Below are 18,785 nucleotides of genomic sequence, written 5' to 3'. Positions count from 1 at the left end.
TGTGCGACGTCTTGGTGCGGCGTCTTGGTGCGACGTGTTGGTGTGCGACGCCGTCGTCAGCCGGCGGGCGGGACGTCGCCGTCGCGGTCCACGTGCTCGCGCAGCCACCGCTCGGTGGTGGTGATGTGCAGGAGGGCGGCGGCCTGGGCGAGGGCGGCGTCGCGATCGACCAGCGCGTGGTAGATGGCCTCGTGCTCGGCGAGGGTGCGGCTCGCCGCGTTGTCGTCGACCAGTCCGCGCCACACCCTGGCGCGCACCGTGCGGCCGGAGATGCCGTCCAGCAGGGTCGCCAACGTCGCGTTGCCCGTGGCGGCGACGACGGCCCGGTGGAAGGCGGCGTCGTGCTCGTTGAGCAGCTCCACGTCGTCGCGGGCGGCGCGCATCGCGTGGAGGTGCTCCTCGACCACGGCGAGCTCCGCGGCGCTGATCCGGGTGGCCGCGAGTCCGGTGGCGACCGGCTCGAACAGCCGGCGCACCTCGGTGAGCTCCAACAGCGTGTCGCCGTGGAGCAGCTCCACCGCGGACGCGATGCTCCCGAGCAGCACCTCCGGCTCCAGGCTGGTCACGTAGGTGCCGTCGCCCCGCCGGATCTCCAGCACGCGTGCGACCACGAGCGCCTTGACCGCCTCCCGCATCAGGTTCCGGGACAGGCCCAGCTCGGCGGCCAACTGCTGCTCCGGGGGAAGCTTCGACCCCGGCGACAGGTCACCCGACTGGATCAGGTCCCTGATGCGGTCGATCGCCTTGTCGGTCAGTGACATCGGTGGCTTCTCCCAGGACGTGGCGTGCGCGCTGGGCAGGCTAGCAATACATCCCATCTCTACGGAAGACATTGGATGTCTCGGAAACCAGGCCCACCTTCGACGTTGGCCATTTACCCGGCTAATTACCGGTTTTCCGCCTGAGTCGAGCGCCGACTCTAGACACCGACAGGCCGGACGACCTATAAATCCATCCCATGTCCTGTCGGCTCCTGGGCCGCGGACATGCCGCAGACACACGACAAGGGGTGGTGGCCATGCCTTCGACCCGACGCCGAGGCGTCCGCGCCGGAAGCGCCAGGCACGATGACTGAACTGATCACCGCCGTCGACGCGGTCGACGTGCGGTTCCCGACCTCGCGCGAGCTCGACGGCTCCGACGCCATGAACCCCGAACCCGACTACTCGGCCGCCTACGTGACCATCCGGACCAGCGAGGACGCCGAGGGCCACGGCCTCGCGTTCACCGTGGGGCGCGGCAACGACGTCGAGGTCGCCGCCGTGCGCGCCCTGGCCCCGTTGGTCGTCGGGCTGCCGGTGGACGAGGTCCTGGGCGATCCGGGCGCGTTCTCGCGGCGGCTGACCGGTGACAGCCAGCTGCGCTGGCTCGGCCCCGAGAAGGGCGCCATCCACATGGCCGCCGCGGCCGTCGTCAACGCCGTCTGGGACCTCTACGGGCGCCGCACGGGCAAGCCGGTGTGGCAGCTGCTCTCCGAACTGACCCCCGAGCAGCTCGTCGACCTCGTCGACTTCCGCTACCTCGAGGACGTCCTCACCCGCGACGAGGCGCTCGACATCCTCCGCCGCGCCGAGCCCGGCCGCGCCGACCGCGCCGCCCACCTCCTGCGGCACGGCTACCCCGCGTACACCACCACACCCGGCTGGCTCGGCTACGACGACGAGAAGCTCGTGCGCCTGTCGAAGGAGGCCGTCGCCGACGGGTTCACCCAAATCAAGCTGAAGGTCGGCGCGGACGCCGCCGCCGACCGGCGCCGCCTGCGGCTGGCCCGCGAGGCGGTCGGGCCCGACATCAGGATCGCCGTGGACGCCAACCAGGCCTGGGGCGTGCGGCAGGCCGTCGAGTGGATGACCGGGCTGCTGCCCTACGACCCGTACTGGATCGAGGAGCCCACCTCGCCCGACGACATCCTCGGCCACGCCGCGATCCGGCGGGCGCTGGCGCCGGTGAAGGTCGCCACCGGCGAGCACACCCACAACCAGGTGATGTTCAAGCAGCTGCTCCAGGCAGGCGCCCTCGACATCCTGCAACTCGACGCCAGCCGCACCGCGGGCGTCACCGAGAACGTCGCGATCCTGTTGCTGGCGGCCAAGTTCGGCGTGCCCGTGTGCCCGCACGCCGGCGGTGTCGGGCTGTGCGAGATGGTCCAGCACCTGGCGATGTTCGACTACGTCGCGGTCAGCGGCACGACCGAGGACCGCGTCATCGAGTACGTCGACCACCTGCACGAGCACTTCACCGACCCGGTGCGGATCCGCCGCGGCCACTACCTCGCCCCGACCGCGCCCGGCATCAGCGCCGAGCTGCACCCCGCCTCCATCGCCGCCCACCGCTTCCCCGAGGGGCCCGTCTGGAACCGGCAGGCCACCGCGTGAGCGCGCCCGAGTTCGCCGGCCTCGCCGCCGTGGTCACCGGCGGCGCCTCCGGCATCGGACTGGCCACGGCGCTCCTGCTGGCCTCCCGCGGCGCGCGCGTCGCGTGCCTGGACCTCGCACCGGACGGCGTGCCGGACCCGCTCGTCGGGATCCGGGCCGACGTGTCCGACGACGTCAGCGTGCGGGCCGCCGTGGAGCGGGCGGCCCAGCGGCTGGGCGGCATCGACATCCTGGTCAACAACGCCGGCATCGGCGCGCAGGGCGCCATCGAGGACAACCCGGACGACGAGTGGCGGCGGGTGTTCGAGGTCAACGTCCTCGGCATCGTCCGCACCACCCGCGCGGCCCTGCCGCACCTGCGCCGGTCCGACCACGCGGCGATCGTCAACACCTGTTCCATCGCGGCGACCGCCGGTCTGCCCGACCGCGTCCTGTACTCGTCGACCAAAGGCGCGGTGCTGGCCCTGACCCGTGCCAGCGCCGCCGACCTCGTGGCCGACGGGATCCGCGTCAACTGCGTCAACCCCGGCACCGCCGACACACCCTGGATCGCCCGCCTGCTCGACCGCGCCGAGGACCCCGAGTCGGAACGGGCCGCGCTGCACGCCCGCCAGCCCATGGGACGCCTGGTCACCGCGGACGAGGTGGCCGCCGCCATCGCCTACCTGGCGAGCCCGCTCGCCGGCTCCACCACCGGCGCCGACCTCGCCGTCGACGGCGGGATGAGCGGCCTGCGCGTCCGTCCGCGCACCTGACCGTCCCTCAAGGTTTCCCACAGCATCGCCGCTAGGAGAACCCGTGAAGAGCACCCACCGCACGATCGCCTCCCTCGGCGCGGTCGCCGCCCTCACCGCCGCCCTCGCCGCCTGCGGCGACTCGAACGCCGGGTCCGGCGGGCCCGTGGTCGGCGTCGACTACCCCCGGTCCGACACCGACTTCTGGAACTCCTACATCGAGTACAGCCCCGGGTTCGCGAAGGAGCTCGGGCTCGAGCTGAAGACCACCAACTCCCAGAACGACGTCGCCAAGCTCACCGCCAACGCCCAGACCTTCATCAGCCAGGGCGTCAAGGGCGTCGCGATGGCGCCGCAGGACACCGCGGCCATCGCGCCCACGCTGGAGCAGCTGGAGGCGAAGAAGATCCCGGTGGTCACCGTGGACACCCGCCCCGACACCGGCAACGTGTACATGGTGGTCCGGGCCGACAACCGCGCGTACGGCGAGAAGGCGTGCCGGTTCCTGGGCGCCAAGCTCGGCGGCCAGGGCAAGGTCGTGATGCTGCAAGGCGATCTCGCCTCGATCAACGGCCGCGACCGCACCGAGGCGTTCAACGACTGCATGAAGGCGAACTACCCCGGCATCACCGTCTTCGGCGAGGCCACGAACTGGGACGGCGCGGTCGCCGCGCAGAAGCTCCAGACCGACCTCACCGCCCACCCCGACATCAAGGGCGTGTACATGCAGTCCAGCTTCGCCCTCGCCGGCACGCTGCAGGTGCTCAAGCAGAAGGACCTGCTGGTGGGGCCGGAGCACCCCAAGCACGTGTTCGTGGTCTCCAACGACGGCATCCCCGAGGAGCTGGCCGGCATCGCCGAAGGCCGCATCGACGCCACCGTCTCCCAACCGGCCGACCTCTACGCCAAGTACGCCCTGCACTACCTCAAGGCCGCGATCGACGGCAAGACCTTCGCGCCCGGCAAGACCGACCACGACAGCACGATCGTCCAGGTCCGCGACGGCCTGCTGGAGGACCAGCTCTCCGCTCCCCTGGTGACCGCCGACGGCGGCACCTACGACGGCGTTCCCAGCCTCAAGAGCGACGACCAGTCGTTGTGGGGCAACAAGCTCGGTTGAGCGGAAGGCGAGACGCGAGATGACCGTGACCGCGCCCGTCGTCGAGGCGACGGGGATCACGAAGCGATTCGGGTCGACGGTGGCCCTGCACGAGGCCGCCATCAGGGTGGAGGCCGGGCAGACCCACGCCCTGGTCGGGCGCAACGGGGCGGGCAAGTCGACGCTGGTGTCCATCCTCACCGGACTCCAGGCCCCGGACGAGGGCGAGGTCGCGTTCGGCGGCGAGCCCGCCCCTCGGCTCGCCGACCGCGACGCCTGGCGGCAGCGGGTGGCGTGCGTCTACCAGAAGTCCACGATCATCCCCGAGCTGACCGTCGCCGAGAACCTCTTCCTCAACCGGCACGACCGCGGCCGCGTCGGGCTGATCAGCTGGAAGACGGTGCACGGCAGGGCGCGCGAACTGCTGGACACCTGGTCGGTCGACGTCGACGCGCGCACCCCGGCCCGGGAGCTCGACGTCGAGCAGCGGCAGTTCGTGGAGATCGCGAGGGCGCTGTCGTTCGGCGCCCGCTTCATCATCCTCGACGAGCCCACCGCCCAACTCGACGCGGCGGCCATCACCCGGCTGTTCACCCGGATCGACGACCTCCAGCGGCAGGGCGTCACCTTCCTGTTCATCAGCCACCACCTCCAGGAGATCTACGAGATCTGCGACGTGGTGACGGTGTTCCGCGACGCCAGGCACATCCTCACCGCCGCGGTCGACGAACTGCCCCGCGCCGAACTGGTCGCCGCCATGACCGGCGAGGCCGCGGCGGAGGCGGGCGGCGGTCGGCGCGGGCCAGCGCCGGACGCCGCCGACGTGCTCGTGGTGGACGGCGCGTCACTGCCCGGCGCGTACGAGGACGTGTCGTTCCGCGTCCGCGCCGGCGAGATCGTCGGTCTCGCGGGCGCGGCGAGCAGCGGCCGCATCGAGATCGCCGAGACCGTCGTCGGCTTGCGCGCGGCGGCCCGCGGCACCGTGGAGATCGCGGGGTCCCGGCCGCGGCCGGGCAGCGTGGCCTCGGCGCTGAAGGCCGGTGCGGGGTTCGTCCCGCAGGACCGGCACCACCAAGGTCTCGTGCCGCAGATGTCCTTGGCGGACAACGGGACCCTGACCATCCCCGAACGGCTCGGGCGCAACGGGTTCATCGACGGCCGCCGCCGTGACCGCATCGCCTCGACCATGATCGAGAACCTGGCGATCAAGACGCCCGGACCGGAGCTGCCGGTCTCCGGCCTGTCCGGCGGCAACCAGCAGAAGGTCGTCATGGCACGCGCCCTGGCAGGCGACCCGGAGCTGCTGGTGCTGATCAACCCGACCGCCGGCGTCGACGTGCGGTCCAAGGAGTTCCTCCTCGGCAAGGTCGAGGAGATCGCCGGGTCCGGCGCCGGCGTGCTCATCGCCTCCGACGAACTCGACGACCTGCGCCTGTGCGACCGGGTCCTGGTGGTGTTCCAGGGCCGCGTGGTCGCCGAGACGCCCGGCGGTTGGCACGACCACCAGCTCGTGGCCGCGATGGAAGGAGTGGACCTCGATGCCTGAGACCAAGACCGCCGCGGTCACCGGGAACGACCCGGCGGCAGGCCCCGCGGGGAAGTCCGCCCGGCTCCAGGGCAGGCGGCGGCTCGCCTTCGCCCGCCTGCGCGACTTGGCCCTGATCCCCGCCATCATCGCGATCGCCGTCGTCGGCCAACTGGTCAGCCCGGTGTTCCTGCAAGCCGACAACCTCGTCAACATCCTGCAGACCATGTCGGAGATCGCCGTCCTGGTCCTGGCCCAGACCCTGGTGCTGGTCGTCAAGAAGATGGACCTCTCCCTGGAGTCCACCGTCGGCCTCGCGCCCGGAGTCGCCGCGTGGCTCACCGTGCCGGTCGGCGCCGGTCACGGGCTGGGCCTGGTGCCGGGTGGCTGGTCGGTGCCCATCACGCTGGCCGTCGGCGTCCTGGTCGGCGTGGTCAACGCGCTGTTCATCATCCGGTTCGGGCTCAACGGCTTCATCGTGACGCTCGGCATGCTGATCGTGCTGCGCGGCATCCTCACCGGCATCTCCGGCGGCCAGACCTTCTTCCGCCTCCCCGAGTCGATGCTGTACCTCGGCACCACGCAGTGGTTCGGTGTGCCCGTGTCGGTGTGGCTGTGCCTGGCCCTGTTCGCCGTCGGCATCGTGGTCCTCGGCTTCACCAGCTTCGGCCGGTCCCTCTACGCGATCGGCGGCAACGTCGACGCGGCCAAGGCCGCCGGCATCCGCACCGACCGCGTGCTCTGGATCGTCATCGTCACCGCGAGCCTGCTCGCCGCCCTCGGCGGCCTGCTGCTCTCCGGCCGACTGGCCTCGGTCGCCTCCGGCCAGGGCAACGGCTACATCTTCACCGTCTTCGCCGCCGCGGTCATCGGCGGCATCAGCCTCAACGGCGGCAAGGGCACCGTGTTCGGCGCCTTCACCGGCATCCTGCTGCTGTTCATGATCCAGAACGTGCTCACCCTCGGCGGCGTCCCCGCGCAGTGGATCGGCGCCCTCAACGGGGCCATCATCCTCATCGCCCTGGCGCTCTCCCGCGTGACCGGCGGCAAGGCGCAGGATTAGGCGCCCGCGCCTCGACCACCCGTGCGGCACGGGTGGGCACGAACGGTTGACGACGTCCGAGGGGTGCGGCCAGGACGGGTGAGAGGGCGACCTCGGTGGGGTGAAGGGCCGGGTGTGCGGTGGTGGGAGGGGCGGCGGCGGAGGTAGGCATGAAGCGCGGGCGGGGTCATGGCCGCCCTGCGACGTGTCGCCTTCGTGAGGATGGACGATGTCTGCGCCGACGCTGAACCACCGGGCCACCGGGTACGACGCCCGCCAGGCGTACTGCATGGCCAAGGCCGCCGAGCTGGCCTACAAGGACCGCGAGCGGATCGAGGCCACGGCCGCGGAGTGGGGGTTCGACCGGGTGCGCCACCACCACTCGACGTTCTCCCCGCCGTTCGCGATCAGCGACACCCAGGCGTACACGATGGCCAGTCCGACGATGATCGTGACCGCGTTCCGCGGCACCGAGCCCGTGCAGCTGCGCGACTGGCTGTCGGACACGACCACGCCGCCGTGGCCCGGTCCGGCGCGCACCGGCCTGGTCCACTACGGGTTCGCCGAGGCGTTGCGGGCGGTGATGCCGTCCGTGCTGGCGGCCGTGGAGGAGTTGCGCGACGCCGAGCAGACGGTGTGGTTCACCGGGCACAGCCTCGGCGGCGGCCTGGCGATGCTGGCCGCGGCCTGGCTGCACTTCGAGGACCCGCGGCTCTCGGCCCAGGGCGTGTACACCTTCGGCCAGCCCCGCACGTGCGACCGGACCCTGGCCGACGCCTACGACAAGGCCCTGGCCGGACGCACGTTCCGGGTGGTCAACAACAACGACGTCGTCGCCCAGGTCCCGCCGGAGCCGGTGTTCCACCACGTCGCGACCCTGCGCTACATCGACTCCTCCGGCCGGGTCCGCGAGTCCATGCCCACCGTGTCCAACCTGCTCGACCGGGGCAAGGGCCTCGCCGCCGACCCGTTCGCCCCGGCCGGTGACGGGATGCGGGACCACCTCATGAAGGCCTACGTGGCCGCCCTGGAGAAGAACCTGCCCTGACCGGCGATCCCTCCCTCTTCCGAGTGGTCCCCCTGCCGACCACTCGCTCCGCGGCTCAACCCGGCACGACGACGGCCCGGCTGCGCCCGGTGTGCGCCCACGCGTCGCCGACCCGGCTCAGCGGGTACGCGGTGTAGGGCACGTGCAGGGAACCGTCGGCGAACCGGGCCATGACCTCGGGCGCCCTGGCCGACATCTCCTCGACGGACACCGAGCCCGCACCGCTCCCGCTGATCCGGATCCGCCGACTGCGCAGCAGTTCCGCGGGCAAGGACGCCTCCAGGCCCGCGAGCGAGCCGAGCTGCACGTACGCCGTGCCCGCTCCGCCGTCCTCGCCGCCCCGACCCAGCACCGCGAACGCGGCCTCGGCGATCGGCCCCCACAGATAGTCCAGCACGAGACCGGGCCGCGCCTCGGCGACGGCGCCAGCCAAGGCCCGCTCCAGGGCGTCGGACCCGTCCTGGGCCAGCGACACCGTCGTCGCACCCAGGCCGCGCAACCGCTCCAGCGCCTCCGGGTCACGCCCGGCGGCGACGACGCGTTCCGCCCCGAGCGCCAGCGCGCCCTGCACGGCCAGGCTGCCCGACATCCCGGTCGCGCCCAGCACCAGCACGGTGCCCAGCGCGCCCACTTCCTCGCGCCGCGATGTGAGGACCACCCAGCCCGACAGGCCGGGGTTCATGCCCGCGGCGACGGCGAGCGGATCCGCCCCCGCCGGCACCTCCGCCTGGAACGGGGCGGTCAGCCGCTCCGCCATCGTCCCGAACGGCGGACGCGCGTAGCCGGTGTAGACCAGGCGCCCGTCACCGGTGCGGGCGACCGCGTCGATCCCCGGCACCAGCGGGTACGTCGTCCGGCCGCCGTAGTGCCGCCCGGAGGCCGGCCCGCGCACGACGTTGTGCAGACCCGCTCCGACCAGGTGCAACGGCTCCTGACCGGGCGGGACCGCCGGCTCGGCGACGTCTCCGCAGACGGGTGGGGCATCGGGTCCGGTGACGACTGCAGCACGCATCCGAACTCTCCTTAACTAAGTTAAGCCGTGCCTCCAGCGTCCCTGAACGTCGTTAAGGTGTCAAGGAGCCGTGGTTCGAGCGGTGGGCCGCCGTCATCGAGGAGCAGGAACGGCGCCAGGCCGCCGGGACCGATCCGACGCGGTACTCGGTCACCGCGCGCGAGGCCTGGTTGGGGGAAGGCGTGGCACTGGTCAAGCTGAGGTGTCGGCCGCGGCCTGACCGGCGGGCTCCGCGCGACGAATTGTCGGACCCCGTCCGTACAGTTCGTGGACGTCGTTTCCGGGTCTGTTCTTCGGGGGGAAGTCGTGGTGCGCAGGTGGGAACTCGTCGACGGTGGCTCGGCGAAGTTCTGGGAGGTCGACCAGGACGGCGTGCGGGTGACCGTCCGATTCGGACGGCTGGGCGCGGCGGGGCAGACCCAGACCAAGGAGCTGGCCTCGGAGGCGGCGGCGCTGGCCCACGTCGCGAAGCTGGTGGCCGAGAAGGAGAAGAAGGGCTACCTGAGCGTCGCCGCCACCGCTCCCCCGCCCCCTGCGGCCACACCCGCCCCGGTCGCCGCTCCCGCGGTCGAGGCTCCCCCGCCCGACGAGGACGCCTGGGTGATGCCCCGGGAGTGGCTGCGGAAGGCGATGCGCCGCAGGGACGCCGGTCCGCAGCCGGAGTTCGCGGTGGACGCCGCGCTGGCGCAGAAGGTGCACGACCGGATCACCGAGCGCGCCGCGACGACCGCGCAGGCGCTGGCGCACCCGAAGTCGAACCCGGACCTGGTGCGGGCACTGCGCGACCACCTCGACGGCACGCCTGATCCGATGGGGGCCGCCGTGCTCGCCAAGGTGGCCGGCGCGGACGGCTCCCCGGTGCACTGGTGGATCGAGGAGTTCGGTCTGCCGTTCGCCGCGGCGGCGGCCGTGCACCACTCGATGGCGCACGTCCACCACCAGAAGGACGGCAGCGGCGACTCCCTGTTCTGGTACCCGGAACGCCACTACGGTGACGACACCACCAAGGGCCGGGCGCTGATCGAGGTCCGGACCGCGTTGGCGGCCGCGGACCAGGCGACGTACGACGCGGCGGTGGCGGAGCTGGAGAAGGTCGGCGGCTCCCCGTTCGGCCAGGCGGCGCGGGCGTTCCTCGCGCCGACGCGGCACGACTGGTTCGACGAGGCGAACGCCGCCGAGTACGCGCCGTTCTGGATGGTGGTGTGCGCGGCGAGCACGCTGGAGCAGCTGGCCGGCCTGCGGGTCGGGCCCTTCATCTGGTCTCCGGTCGGCCTCTACACGGCCCTGCACGTGCACGGGCCGGCGCTCGCCCCGCTGCTGGACGCGAACCTGCGCGCCAAGGTCGAGTTGGACGCGGACTGCCGCAAGCGGGCGCTGGACGCGCTGGCGGCGCTGCCGTCCGACGAGGCGTTCCTGTTGCTGCTCAACCGGCTGCGGGAGCGGTACGCGCGGCCGGCGCTGCTGTCCGCGATGGCAGCGTTCCCGAGGCGGGCGGCCCGCCTGCTGGCGCACCGTGCCGCCGGCGACGCGGACGTGCGCGACCTGCTGCGCCGGCACCTGCTGACCCATCCGGACCTGGACCTGCCGGACGGGGTGGCGCGGCCCGTGACGGTGCCGGACGCGCCCGCCGACGCGCTGCCGCGGGTGCTGGCCGAGCCGCCGTGGGAGCACCGTCGCCCGCGGCCCGAACCCGTGGTGCTGAAGGACGTCCCGGTGCCCGCCGCCCACCTCACGTGGCTGCCGGGCGAGCGCGAGGCGTGGCTCGGGCTGAAGAGCCGGTGGACCGACGACCGCGACGACTGGAACGACGTCGCGGCCGCCGCCCGCGCCGGGAACTACTTCGGCCACGGCCTCTTCGAGGTCGGCCCGGAGGAGCTCGCGCGCCCGCTGCTGGCCGACTGGACGCCCAACGGCACCTGGGAGAGCGAGCTCTGGGGCAGGCGCATCACGGCCCGGTTCGGGCTGGACGCCCTGCCCGCGATGACGCGGCTGGCGGTGGGCAACCCGCAGCAGGTCGGTGACCTGCTGCTCCCGTACGCCACCACCGAGGTCGCCGAGCTGATGGCGGACTGGTTGGCGCGCCTCAAGACCGCCCGCGCGCTCGCCGCCTCCTGGTTGTCCCGGCACCGCGAGGCCGCCGCCCGCCTCCTGCTGCCCGCGGCGCTGGGCGTGGCGGGCCGTGCGCGCCGCAACGCCGAGGCCGCGCTCCGCCACCTCTACCTGGAGACCGGTGTCGACGTCATCGCCGTCGCCGCCTCCGTGTCCGCCGAGGTGGGCGCGGCGGTCGACGCGCTGATCGAGGTCGACCCGCTCGACGTGCTGCCCGCCAAGCTCCCGGTGATCGGCGACTGGGCCGACCCCCGGCTGCTCCCCCAGGTGCTGCTGGCCGACGGCGCCGGCGCGTTGTCCGCCGACGCCGCGGCGAACCTCCTGATGACCGCGGCGCTGTCCAAGCCGGACGCCGTGTACCCCGGTCTGCCGCTCGCCGTCGAAGCGTGCGACCGGGCGTCGTTGGCGGAGTTCGCCTGGTCCCTCTTCGGCCGCTGGCAGGACGCCGGGGCGCCGGCGAAGGGCGCCTGGGCCTTCACCGCCCTCGGCTGGTTCGGCGACGACGAGACCGTGCGCCGGCTGGCGCCGCTGATCCGCGCCTGGCCCGGCGAGAGCCAGCACGCCCGCGCCGTGACGGGCCTCGACGTGCTGGCCCGGATCGGCAGCGAGGTGGCCCTCACCCACCTCAACAGCATCGCGGAGCGGGTCAAGTTCAAGGGCCTCAAGACCCGGGCACAGGAGAAGGTCTCCGACATCGCCGCCGCGCTCGGCCTGAGCCGCGACCAGCTGTCCGACCGCCTCGTGCCCCGCCTCGGCCTCGACGACGAGGCGACGTCGGTGATCGACTACGGCCCGCGCCGGTTCACCGTCGGCTTCGACGAGCAGCTCAAGCCCTACGTCCTCGACGAGGACGGCAAGCGCCGCAAGGACCTGCCCAAGCCCGGCGCGAAGGACGACCAGGCGCTCGCACCGCTGGAGCACAAGCGGTTCGCGGCGTTGAAGAAGGACGTCCGCGCGATCGCGTCGGACCAGATCCACCGCCTGGAGCGGGCGATGGTCGACCAGCGCACCTGGACCGCCGAGGAGTTCCGGACGGTCCTCGCCGCGCACCCGCTGCTGTGGCACCTGGTCCGCCGCCTGGTGTGGATCACCGACGCGGGCGCGTCGTTCCGCCTGGCCGAGGACCGCACGCTCGCCGACCCGTCCGACGACGGGTTCACGCTGCCCGACGACGCCCTGGTCCGCGTCGCGCACGCGGTCGACCTCCGGGACACGGCGGCGGCGTGGGGCGAGGTCTTCGCCGACTACGAGATCCTCCAACCGTTCCCGCAGCTGGGCCGCCCGATCCACCTGCCGGAGTCGACCGGCGGGCTCCTCCCCCGGCTCAAGGAGTACTGCGCCACCCCGTACCCGATCGGCAGGATCCTCGGCCTGACCAAGAAGGGCTGGGTCCGCGGCACGCCGCAGGACGCGGGCGTCGAGTGCTGGATCACCCGGCCGTTCCCGGACGGCGGGGCCCTCGTCGCCTCGCTCGACCCCGGTATCGCGGTCGGCGCGGTGGACGTCTTCCCGGAGGTCGGTTTCAGCGACGTGTGGTTCTCGCCGAGCGGCCACGGCGGCTGGTCCGCCCCGAGGAACGCTCCCGCCACCTACGAGATCGACCCGATCACCCTGTCCGAACTCCTCTCCGAACTGGAGTCGCTGCGGTCATGACCAGCACCAGGACGACGCAGCGCCCTCCGGCCGAGATCCGCTTCGCCGACGAGCTCGCGCGCCTGCGCGACGCCGACACCGCGCCCAAGCCGCCGGGCTGGGTGCTGAGCCTCGCCGCCGCGCGCCGGTTCGTGGTGGGCGACGACGAGCAGGGCATCACCAAGAAGTTCGTGGGCGACCCGTCCCTGGTGGACAGGGCGCTGGTCACGCTGGCCACCGGTCGCGGCCTGATGCTCGTCGGCGAACCGGGCACGGCGCAGTCGCTGCTGTCCGAGCTGATCGCGGCGGCGGTCTGCGGCGAGTCGACGTTGACGATCCAGGGCGGCGCGGCCACCACCGAGGACCAGATCAAGTACTCCTGGAACTACGCGCTGCTGGTGGCCGAAGGGCCGTCGCCGCGCTCGCTCGTGCCGGCGCCGGTGCTGCGGGGCATGGCCGAGGGCAAGGTCGTGCGGTTCGAGGAGATCACCCGCTGCCCGCTGGAGGTGCAGGACTGCCTGCTGTCGCCGCTGTCCGACCGCGTGCTGGCGATCGGGGAGCTGGACGGCCCGGACGGCATGGTGTTCGCGCAGGACGGGTTCAGCGTGATCGCCACCGCGAACACCCGCGACCGGGGCGTCAACGAGATGAGCGCCGCGCTGAAGCGGCGGTTCAACTTCGAGACGGTGTTCCCGATCCCCGACTTCGACACGGAGCTCGCGCTGGTCGAGCGGGAGGCGGCGAGGCTGTTGGAGAGGTCGGGGGTGGAGCTCGCGCCGAAGCGGGACGTGCTGGAGGTCCTCGTGCGCACGTTCCGAGACCTGCGCGACGGCGGCGACCGGCTCACGACCGTGATGAGCACGGCCGAGGCGGTCTCGGTGGCGCACGCGGTGGGGGTGCGGGGCTGGTTCCTGCGGGGTGAGGCGGGTTCGGCCGCGGACGTCGTCGAGTGCCTGGCGGGCACGGCGGCGAAGGACAACGCGGAGGACCTGGCCCGGCTGCGGCGGTACCTGGAGCAGCACGCTCCGCGGCACCAGGGCGAGCAGTGGCAGGAGCTGCACCGGGCCCGTCACCTGCTGCCCGGCTGATGGGGGCCGTGTTCGTCGGCGTCCGGCACCACAGCCCCGCCTGTGCCCGCCTGGTCGCCGCCACCATCCGGGCGCGGCGGCCCGCCTACGTGCTGGTCGAGGGCCCCGCCGACGTCAACGACCGCATCGATGAGCTGCTGCTGGGCCACGAGCTGCCCGTCGCGCTGTTCAGCTACTCCGACGAGCACGCGTCGTGGACGCCGTTCTGCGACTACTCGCCGGAGTGGGTGGCGATCACCGAAGCGCGCCGCTGCGGTGCGCGGGTCAGGTTCATCGACCTGCCCGCGTGGCACGAGGCGTTCCGCGACGTCGGCAACCGGTACGCCGACGCGGAGCCGCGGTACGCCGAGGCCGTCGAGCGGTTGTGCGCCGAGTTCGCGGTCGACAACGTGGACGTGCTGTGGGACCACCTGTTCGAGTGCGGGGCCGAGCCGACGGGCCTGGCCGAGTACTTCGACCTGCTCCGCGGCGCGGCCGACGTGGACGGGGGTGACTCGGCGCGCGAGGAGTACATGGCGCGCTGGGTCCGGGCGGCGGTGGCGGACGCGGGGGACGAGCCCGTCGTCGTGGTCACCGGCGGCTTCCACACGGCCGCCCTCAAGGCCAAGCTCGACGGCGCCGCCGAGTGGCCGGAGGTGCCGGAGCGGGACCGGGGCGCGACCTACCTCGTCCCGTACTCCCACGCCCGCCTGGACGCGTTCACCGGCTACCAGTCGGGCATGCCGTCGCCCGGCTACTACCAACAGGTGTGGGAGAACGGGGCACGGCGTGCGGCGGACTGGCTCGTCGAGTCGGTGGCGACGCGGTTGCGCCGCAGGCAGCAGCCGGTGTCGACGGCGGACCTCATCGCGGCGCGCACCCAGGCCGCGGCGCTGGCCCGGTTGCGCGGGCACGAGACCCCGGCGCGCACCGACGTGCTGGACGGGCTGACCAGCGCGTTGATCTCCGAAGACCTGACGCAGCCGCCTCCGTGGACGCGGCGCGGCGCGCTGCGGCCCGGCGCCCACCCGGCACTGGTCGAGATGGTCGGGGCCCTGCGGGGCGACAAGGTCGGGCGGCTGCACCCGGACACGCCCGCACCGCCCCTGGTCGACGCGGTGCGGGAGCTGCTGCGGACCCACGGTCTCGACCACGAGGGTGAGGTGGTGCTCGACCTCACCGACGCGGAGGCGCTCGCGCGGAGCCGGATCCTGCACCGCCTGCGCGTGCTGCGCATTCCCGGCTTCGAGCGCACGAGCGGCCCGTCGGCGGGCGCCGAGCCGCAGCTGGACGAGCGGTGGGCGCTCAGACCGGTCGACGACCGACTGGCGGCGTTGATCGAGGCCGCCGAGAACGGGGCCACGCTGGAGGAAGCGGCCGGGGTGGCGCTGCAACGCCGGTCGCGGCACGCGCGGCTGGAGCACCTGGCCGAGATCCTCTTCGACGCGGTGCTGTGCGGGATCTCGACGTTCTCGGATCGCGTCAAGGAGGCGCTCGACGAGGGCGTCCGGGAGACGGGCGACCTCGCGGCGCTGGGTCACGTGCTGAGCGCGGTGCTCGGGCTGTGGCGGCACGACCGGTTGTTCGGCGCGAAGAACGACCCGCTGCTGGGCGCGGTGATCGACACGGGCACGACGAGGGTGCTGTGGCTGATCGAGGGCCTGCACGGCGGACCGGCGCCGGCCGATCCGCACCGGCTCAGGGCGATGACGGCGACCAGGGACGCGGTGCGGCACGCCAAGGCGGCGTTGTCCCTGGACGCGGTGGACGTCACGGGCGTGGCGACCCGGGTCGGCGACGACCCGCAGGCGCCGCCCGACCTGCGCGGCGCGGCGCTCGGTCTCGCCTGGGCGCTCGGCGCGAAGCCGGACGTGCGGAAGGTGCGCGGCATCGAGGCGCTCGGCGACTGGCTGGCCGGGTTGTTCGCGGTCGCCCGGGAAGAGGTGCTGGCGAGCCCGGACCTGGTCGGCGTCCTCGACGAGCTGGTCAGCGCGATGACGGACGAGGAGTTCCTGGTGGCGCTGCCTGCGTTGCGGCTCGCCTTCGGCTACTTCCCGCCCCGGGAGCGGGAGCGGGTCGCGGCCGCCGTGCTCGCCCATCGCGGGGTCGAGGGCAGCGCCAGGGGCGTCACGCGCCTGCGAGCCGATCCGGTGGTGATCGCCGAGGCGAGGGCGGTGGAGGAACGCGTGGACGCGTTGCTGGCGAAGGGCGGCCTGGCATGACGGACCTGGAACGCTGGCGGCTGATCCTCGGCGAGCCCGCGTCGCGCCACACCGGCGGGCTGAGCGGCGAGGGCGTGCGCAGGGACAAGGCGCTGGAGTGGCTCTACGGGCGTGATCCCGACCTCGCCGAGCGCGGCGTGCGCCAGGGCGGCGACGGTGACTCGGTGCTGCGCACCGTCGACTGGCTGGACGAGGTGCACAGCCTGTTCCCGAGGGAGACGGTCGAACGCCTGGAGCGCGACGCGGTCGAGCGGTACGAGATCACCGACGTGGTGACGGATCCCGAGGTGCTGCGCCGGATCGAGCCGAACCCGGCGCTGCTGCGCGCGGTGCTGCGGACCAAGCACCTGATGAACCCCGCCGTGCTCGCGATGGCGCGCAGGATCGTCGAGGCGGTGGTGGGGCAGTTGACGGCGAAGCTGAGGACCGAGGTGCGCACGGCGTTCAGCGGCGCGAGGTCGCGCCGGCCGAGCATCCACCGCAACTCCCGCAACTTCGACTTCCGCGCCACGATCAGGGCGAACCTGCGGCACTACCGGCCCGAGGAGCGCAAGCTCGCGATCGAGCACCCGAAGTTCGTCTCGCGCACCCGGCGGCACCTGGAGCAGTGGCAGCTGATCCTGCTCGTCGACCAGTCGGCGTCGATGACCGGTTCGGTGATCCACTCGGCGGTCACCGCGTCGTGCCTGTGGGGGCTGCCGGGGATCAGGACGCACCTGGTGGCCTTCGACACCACCGTGGTCGACCTGACCTCGGACGTGACGGACCCGGTCGAGCTGCTGATGAAGGTGCAGCTGGGCGGCGGCACGCACATCGGCAAGGCCGTGGCGTACGGGGCGGAGCTGGTGGAGAGCCCGCGCCGGTCGATCGTGGTGGTCGTCAGCGACTTCTACGAGGGCGGCAGCGAGTCGCACCTCGTCCGCGCGGTGAAGGACCTGTGCGAGCAGGGCACCCACGTGCTGTGCCTGGCCGCGTTGGACGACGAGGCGAACCCGTCCTACGACCGCGAGCTGGCCCAGCGCCTCGCGAACGTCGGCGCCCACGTCGGCGCGATGACCCCGGGCCGGCTGGCGGAGTTCGTCGCGGAGAAGATCGGATGACCAGACCCGACCTGATGGCGCTGACCCCGGACGCGCTCGCGGCGCTGGCCAACCGGGGTCTGGTGAAGCGCGCCACCAAGGACCTGGACGCGGGAGTCGTCCCGGTGCTCGACACCGACGCGGCGGGCGCCGTGCGGGGCGAGTTCCCGGACGGCACCACGACCACGCTGCCGCCCGGCGCCCCGCTCGACGCGACCCGGTGCAGCTGCGGCGCGACGGGCGTGTGCCGGCACCGCATCGCGGTCGTCCTGGCGTACCGGCGCACCCGGGAGAGCACCGTGCCCGCCGAGCTGTGGTCGCCGGGCGCGGTGACCGACGCCGACCTGGCGGCGTTGACGGGCGAACGCGCGCTGCGCCGCGCCCGCCGGGTCCTCCGCGCCGGCTACCGCGCGAAGCTGCGACGCCCCACCGCGGCAGACCGGACGGCGCAAGCGGAACTGCCCACCTGCACGGTGACGTTCCTCGTGCCCGGCGACCTGTCCTACGTCCACACGGACGCGGTCGACCGCGACGTGGCGCTGGCGCTGGTGGTGTGGGCGTTCCGCGAGGCCGACGCGCAGGGCGCCGACACCGTCGACGTGGGCGGATCACCCACCACCGCGGCGGATCTCACCTCGGTGGCGGACCTGCTCGACCAACTGCTGCTCGACGGCGCGGCGAACGCGAGCGAGGTGCTCGACGTGGCCTGGCAACGCCTGCACCGCGACCTGACGGCGCAGCGCCTGCACTGGCCGGCCGCGGTGATCGCCGAGCTGCTCGCCCAGCTCGACGCCTATCGCCGGCGCAGCGCCGACTACCAGGCGGAGCGGTTCGCCGCACTGCTCACCGAGCTGCACGCCCGGACGACCGCGAACGGTCCGCGCGCCGAGGTCCTCGGTCCCGACGAGCCCGCCGAGACGCCGTTGCGCCGGGTCCGGCTGACCGCGCTGGGCGCGCGGCTGCGCGCCGAGTCCGCGGTGGACGTCTACTTCGCCTCGGGCGACGTGGTCCTGGTGCAGCGCGCCACTCCCCTGCGCACCGGGCAGCGCCTGGCCACGTCGAACGTGGTCTCCGAGTCGGCGACCCGCAGCGCGAGCCGTGCGGTGGCGGTGAAGGCCAACAGGGTCGCCAAGACCTCGCTCACGCCGGTCGGCACCGCGTGGCACGACCTGCCGCCGGCCTTGGTGGTCGACGACTACGCCGCGACCGCCGCACGCCTGGCCGAGCTGCCACCGCGGCAGGTCCGCGCGCGGGTCGAGGCGGAACTGGTCCGCGCGGTCCGCGTCGCCGAGGTGTCCGGCCTGGCCTACGACCCGGCCGCGCAACGCCTCACCGCCTCGCTGCACGACTCCACCGGCGCCTCGTGCGTCCTGGAGGCGACGTACCGCGCCGTCGCGCCGCGGTCGCTCGACGCGCTCGCGGCGGCGTTGCGCGCCGACCCGACGACGGTCACCGGCTCCGTCCGCCGCCACCGCGGCGCGCTGGTCGTCGATCCGCTGGCCGTGCACACCCGAGCCGGCGTGGTCGTCCCGGACCTGGCGACGGACACGCCACCGCAGCCGCTGCCGCCGGGCGTCACGGCGGCGGATCCGTTGAGCGCGAGCGTGGACGGCGCACTGGCCGTGTTGGCCGAGGCCTCGCACCGAGGCCTGGACCACCTGACCGGCGGCCTGCTCGCCCGCGTGCGGGAGGTCGGCGTCCACCTGCACGGCACCGGCCTGCGCACGGCGGCGGCGCTGGTCACGGCGTTCGCCGAGGCCCCGTCCCCGGCCACGTGGCTCGGCGCCCACCTCCGGCTGCTCGTCACCGCCGATGCCCGTTGACGCGTGGCGAGCGCGACT

Annotated in this window: 13 protein-coding genes; 11 read left to right on the top strand and 2 right to left on the bottom strand. The window is 73.3% G+C overall.

Features of this window, described 5'->3' with window-relative positions:
- Positions 1-56: 56 nt before the first annotated feature.
- Positions 57-761, bottom strand: a complete 705-nt coding sequence (locus ABTZ99_RS18605; protein ID WP_498775306.1) for a FadR/GntR family transcriptional regulator — start codon at positions 759-761, stop codon at positions 57-59.
- A 306-nt stretch (positions 762-1,067) separates the two neighbouring features.
- Here ABTZ99_RS18605 and ABTZ99_RS18600 point away from each other — a divergent pair, with 306 nt between their 5' ends.
- From ABTZ99_RS18600 to ABTZ99_RS18575, 6 genes are all read left to right on the top strand, one after another.
- Positions 1,068-2,375 (top strand): enolase C-terminal domain-like protein, encoded by a 1,308-nt coding sequence (locus ABTZ99_RS18600; protein ID WP_499612528.1) that lies wholly within the window; start codon positions 1,068-1,070, stop codon positions 2,373-2,375.
- Positions 2,372-3,130: an SDR family NAD(P)-dependent oxidoreductase gene (locus tag ABTZ99_RS18595; protein WP_499612526.1), complete on the top strand. Its 759-nt coding sequence runs from the start codon at positions 2,372-2,374 to the stop codon at positions 3,128-3,130. The genes ABTZ99_RS18600 and ABTZ99_RS18595 overlap by 4 nt, the downstream gene beginning before the upstream one ends.
- A gap of 43 nt (positions 3,131-3,173) precedes the next feature.
- The gene (locus ABTZ99_RS18590; RefSeq protein WP_498775312.1) at positions 3,174-4,229 is read left to right on the top strand and encodes a sugar ABC transporter substrate-binding protein; all 1,056 of its coding nucleotides are present in this window, start codon (positions 3,174-3,176) and stop codon (positions 4,227-4,229) included.
- A gap of 19 nt (positions 4,230-4,248) precedes the next feature.
- Positions 4,249-5,754, top strand: coding sequence for a sugar ABC transporter ATP-binding protein (locus ABTZ99_RS18585; RefSeq protein ID WP_498775314.1), 1,506 nt, complete (start codon positions 4,249-4,251; stop codon positions 5,752-5,754).
- Complete coding sequence (locus ABTZ99_RS18580) at positions 5,747-6,796, top strand: ABC transporter permease (protein ID WP_498775318.1); 1,050 nt, start codon at positions 5,747-5,749, stop codon at positions 6,794-6,796. Before ABTZ99_RS18585 ends, ABTZ99_RS18580 begins: the two co-directional genes overlap by 8 nt.
- 208 nt (positions 6,797-7,004) lie before the next feature.
- The gene (locus ABTZ99_RS18575) at positions 7,005-7,823 is read left to right on the top strand and encodes a lipase family protein (RefSeq protein ID WP_498775320.1); all 819 of its coding nucleotides are present in this window, start codon (positions 7,005-7,007) and stop codon (positions 7,821-7,823) included.
- Positions 7,824-7,878: 55 nt separating this feature from the next.
- Here ABTZ99_RS18575 and ABTZ99_RS18570 read toward each other — a convergent pair whose 3' ends face one another.
- Positions 7,879-8,835 carry a zinc-binding dehydrogenase gene (locus ABTZ99_RS18570; protein WP_498775322.1) on the bottom strand — a complete coding sequence of 319 codons (957 nt, stop codon included), beginning with the start codon at positions 8,833-8,835 and terminating at the stop codon, positions 7,879-7,881.
- Between the two features lie 309 nt (positions 8,836-9,144).
- Here ABTZ99_RS18570 and ABTZ99_RS18565 point away from each other — a divergent pair, with 309 nt between their 5' ends.
- Genes ABTZ99_RS18565 through ABTZ99_RS18545 form a run of 5 tightly spaced genes read left to right on the top strand, consistent with a single transcriptional unit; the run spans position 9,145 to position 18,767 of the window.
- Positions 9,145-12,597, top strand: coding sequence for a DUF4132 domain-containing protein (locus ABTZ99_RS18565; protein WP_499612522.1), 3,453 nt, complete (start codon positions 9,145-9,147; stop codon positions 12,595-12,597).
- Positions 12,594-13,664, top strand: coding sequence for an ATP-binding protein (locus ABTZ99_RS18560; protein ID WP_499612520.1), 1,071 nt, complete (start codon positions 12,594-12,596; stop codon positions 13,662-13,664). Before ABTZ99_RS18565 ends, ABTZ99_RS18560 begins: the two co-directional genes overlap by 4 nt.
- Positions 13,664-15,865, top strand: coding sequence for a DUF5682 family protein (locus ABTZ99_RS18555; protein WP_499612518.1), 2,202 nt, complete (start codon positions 13,664-13,666; stop codon positions 15,863-15,865). The genes ABTZ99_RS18560 and ABTZ99_RS18555 overlap by 1 nt, the downstream gene beginning before the upstream one ends.
- Positions 15,862-16,965, top strand: a complete 1,104-nt coding sequence (locus ABTZ99_RS18550) for a VWA domain-containing protein (protein ID WP_499612516.1) — start codon at positions 15,862-15,864, stop codon at positions 16,963-16,965. The genes ABTZ99_RS18555 and ABTZ99_RS18550 overlap by 4 nt, the downstream gene beginning before the upstream one ends.
- The gene (locus ABTZ99_RS18545) at positions 16,962-18,767 is read left to right on the top strand and encodes a YehQ family protein (RefSeq protein WP_499612514.1); all 1,806 of its coding nucleotides are present in this window, start codon (positions 16,962-16,964) and stop codon (positions 18,765-18,767) included. Before ABTZ99_RS18550 ends, ABTZ99_RS18545 begins: the two co-directional genes overlap by 4 nt.
- The last annotated feature ends 18 nt before the right edge of the window (positions 18,768-18,785 follow it).

The sequence above is a fragment of the Actinosynnema sp. NPDC002837 genome, from assembly GCF_040295345.1.
Lineage (GTDB): Bacteria > Actinomycetota > Actinomycetes > Mycobacteriales > Pseudonocardiaceae > Actinosynnema.
This window is presented reverse-complemented; position numbering and strand designations above follow the sequence as displayed.

What these genes read in the sequence shown, in the direction of transcription:
- ABTZ99_RS18570 (WP_498775322.1), bottom strand. Translation starts at nt 8,835, where the DNA reads ATGCGTGCTGCAGTCGTCACCGGACCCGATGCCCCACCCGTCTGCGGA.
- ABTZ99_RS18545 (WP_499612514.1), top strand. Translation starts at nt 16,962, where the DNA reads ATGACCAGACCCGACCTGATGGCGCTGACCCCGGACGCGCTCGCGGCG.
- ABTZ99_RS18550 (WP_499612516.1), top strand. Translation starts at nt 15,862, where the DNA reads ATGACGGACCTGGAACGCTGGCGGCTGATCCTCGGCGAGCCCGCGTCG.
- ABTZ99_RS18555 (WP_499612518.1), top strand. Translation starts at nt 13,664, where the DNA reads ATGGGGGCCGTGTTCGTCGGCGTCCGGCACCACAGCCCCGCCTGTGCC.
- ABTZ99_RS18575 (WP_498775320.1), top strand. Translation starts at nt 7,005, where the DNA reads ATGTCTGCGCCGACGCTGAACCACCGGGCCACCGGGTACGACGCCCGC.
- ABTZ99_RS18600 (WP_499612528.1), top strand. Translation starts at nt 1,068, where the DNA reads ATGACTGAACTGATCACCGCCGTCGACGCGGTCGACGTGCGGTTCCCG.
- ABTZ99_RS18605 (WP_498775306.1), bottom strand. Translation starts at nt 761, where the DNA reads ATGTCACTGACCGACAAGGCGATCGACCGCATCAGGGACCTGATCCAG.
- ABTZ99_RS18560 (WP_499612520.1), top strand. Translation starts at nt 12,594, where the DNA reads ATGACCAGCACCAGGACGACGCAGCGCCCTCCGGCCGAGATCCGCTTC.
- ABTZ99_RS18585 (WP_498775314.1), top strand. Translation starts at nt 4,249, where the DNA reads ATGACCGTGACCGCGCCCGTCGTCGAGGCGACGGGGATCACGAAGCGA.
- ABTZ99_RS18580 (WP_498775318.1), top strand. Translation starts at nt 5,747, where the DNA reads ATGCCTGAGACCAAGACCGCCGCGGTCACCGGGAACGACCCGGCGGCA.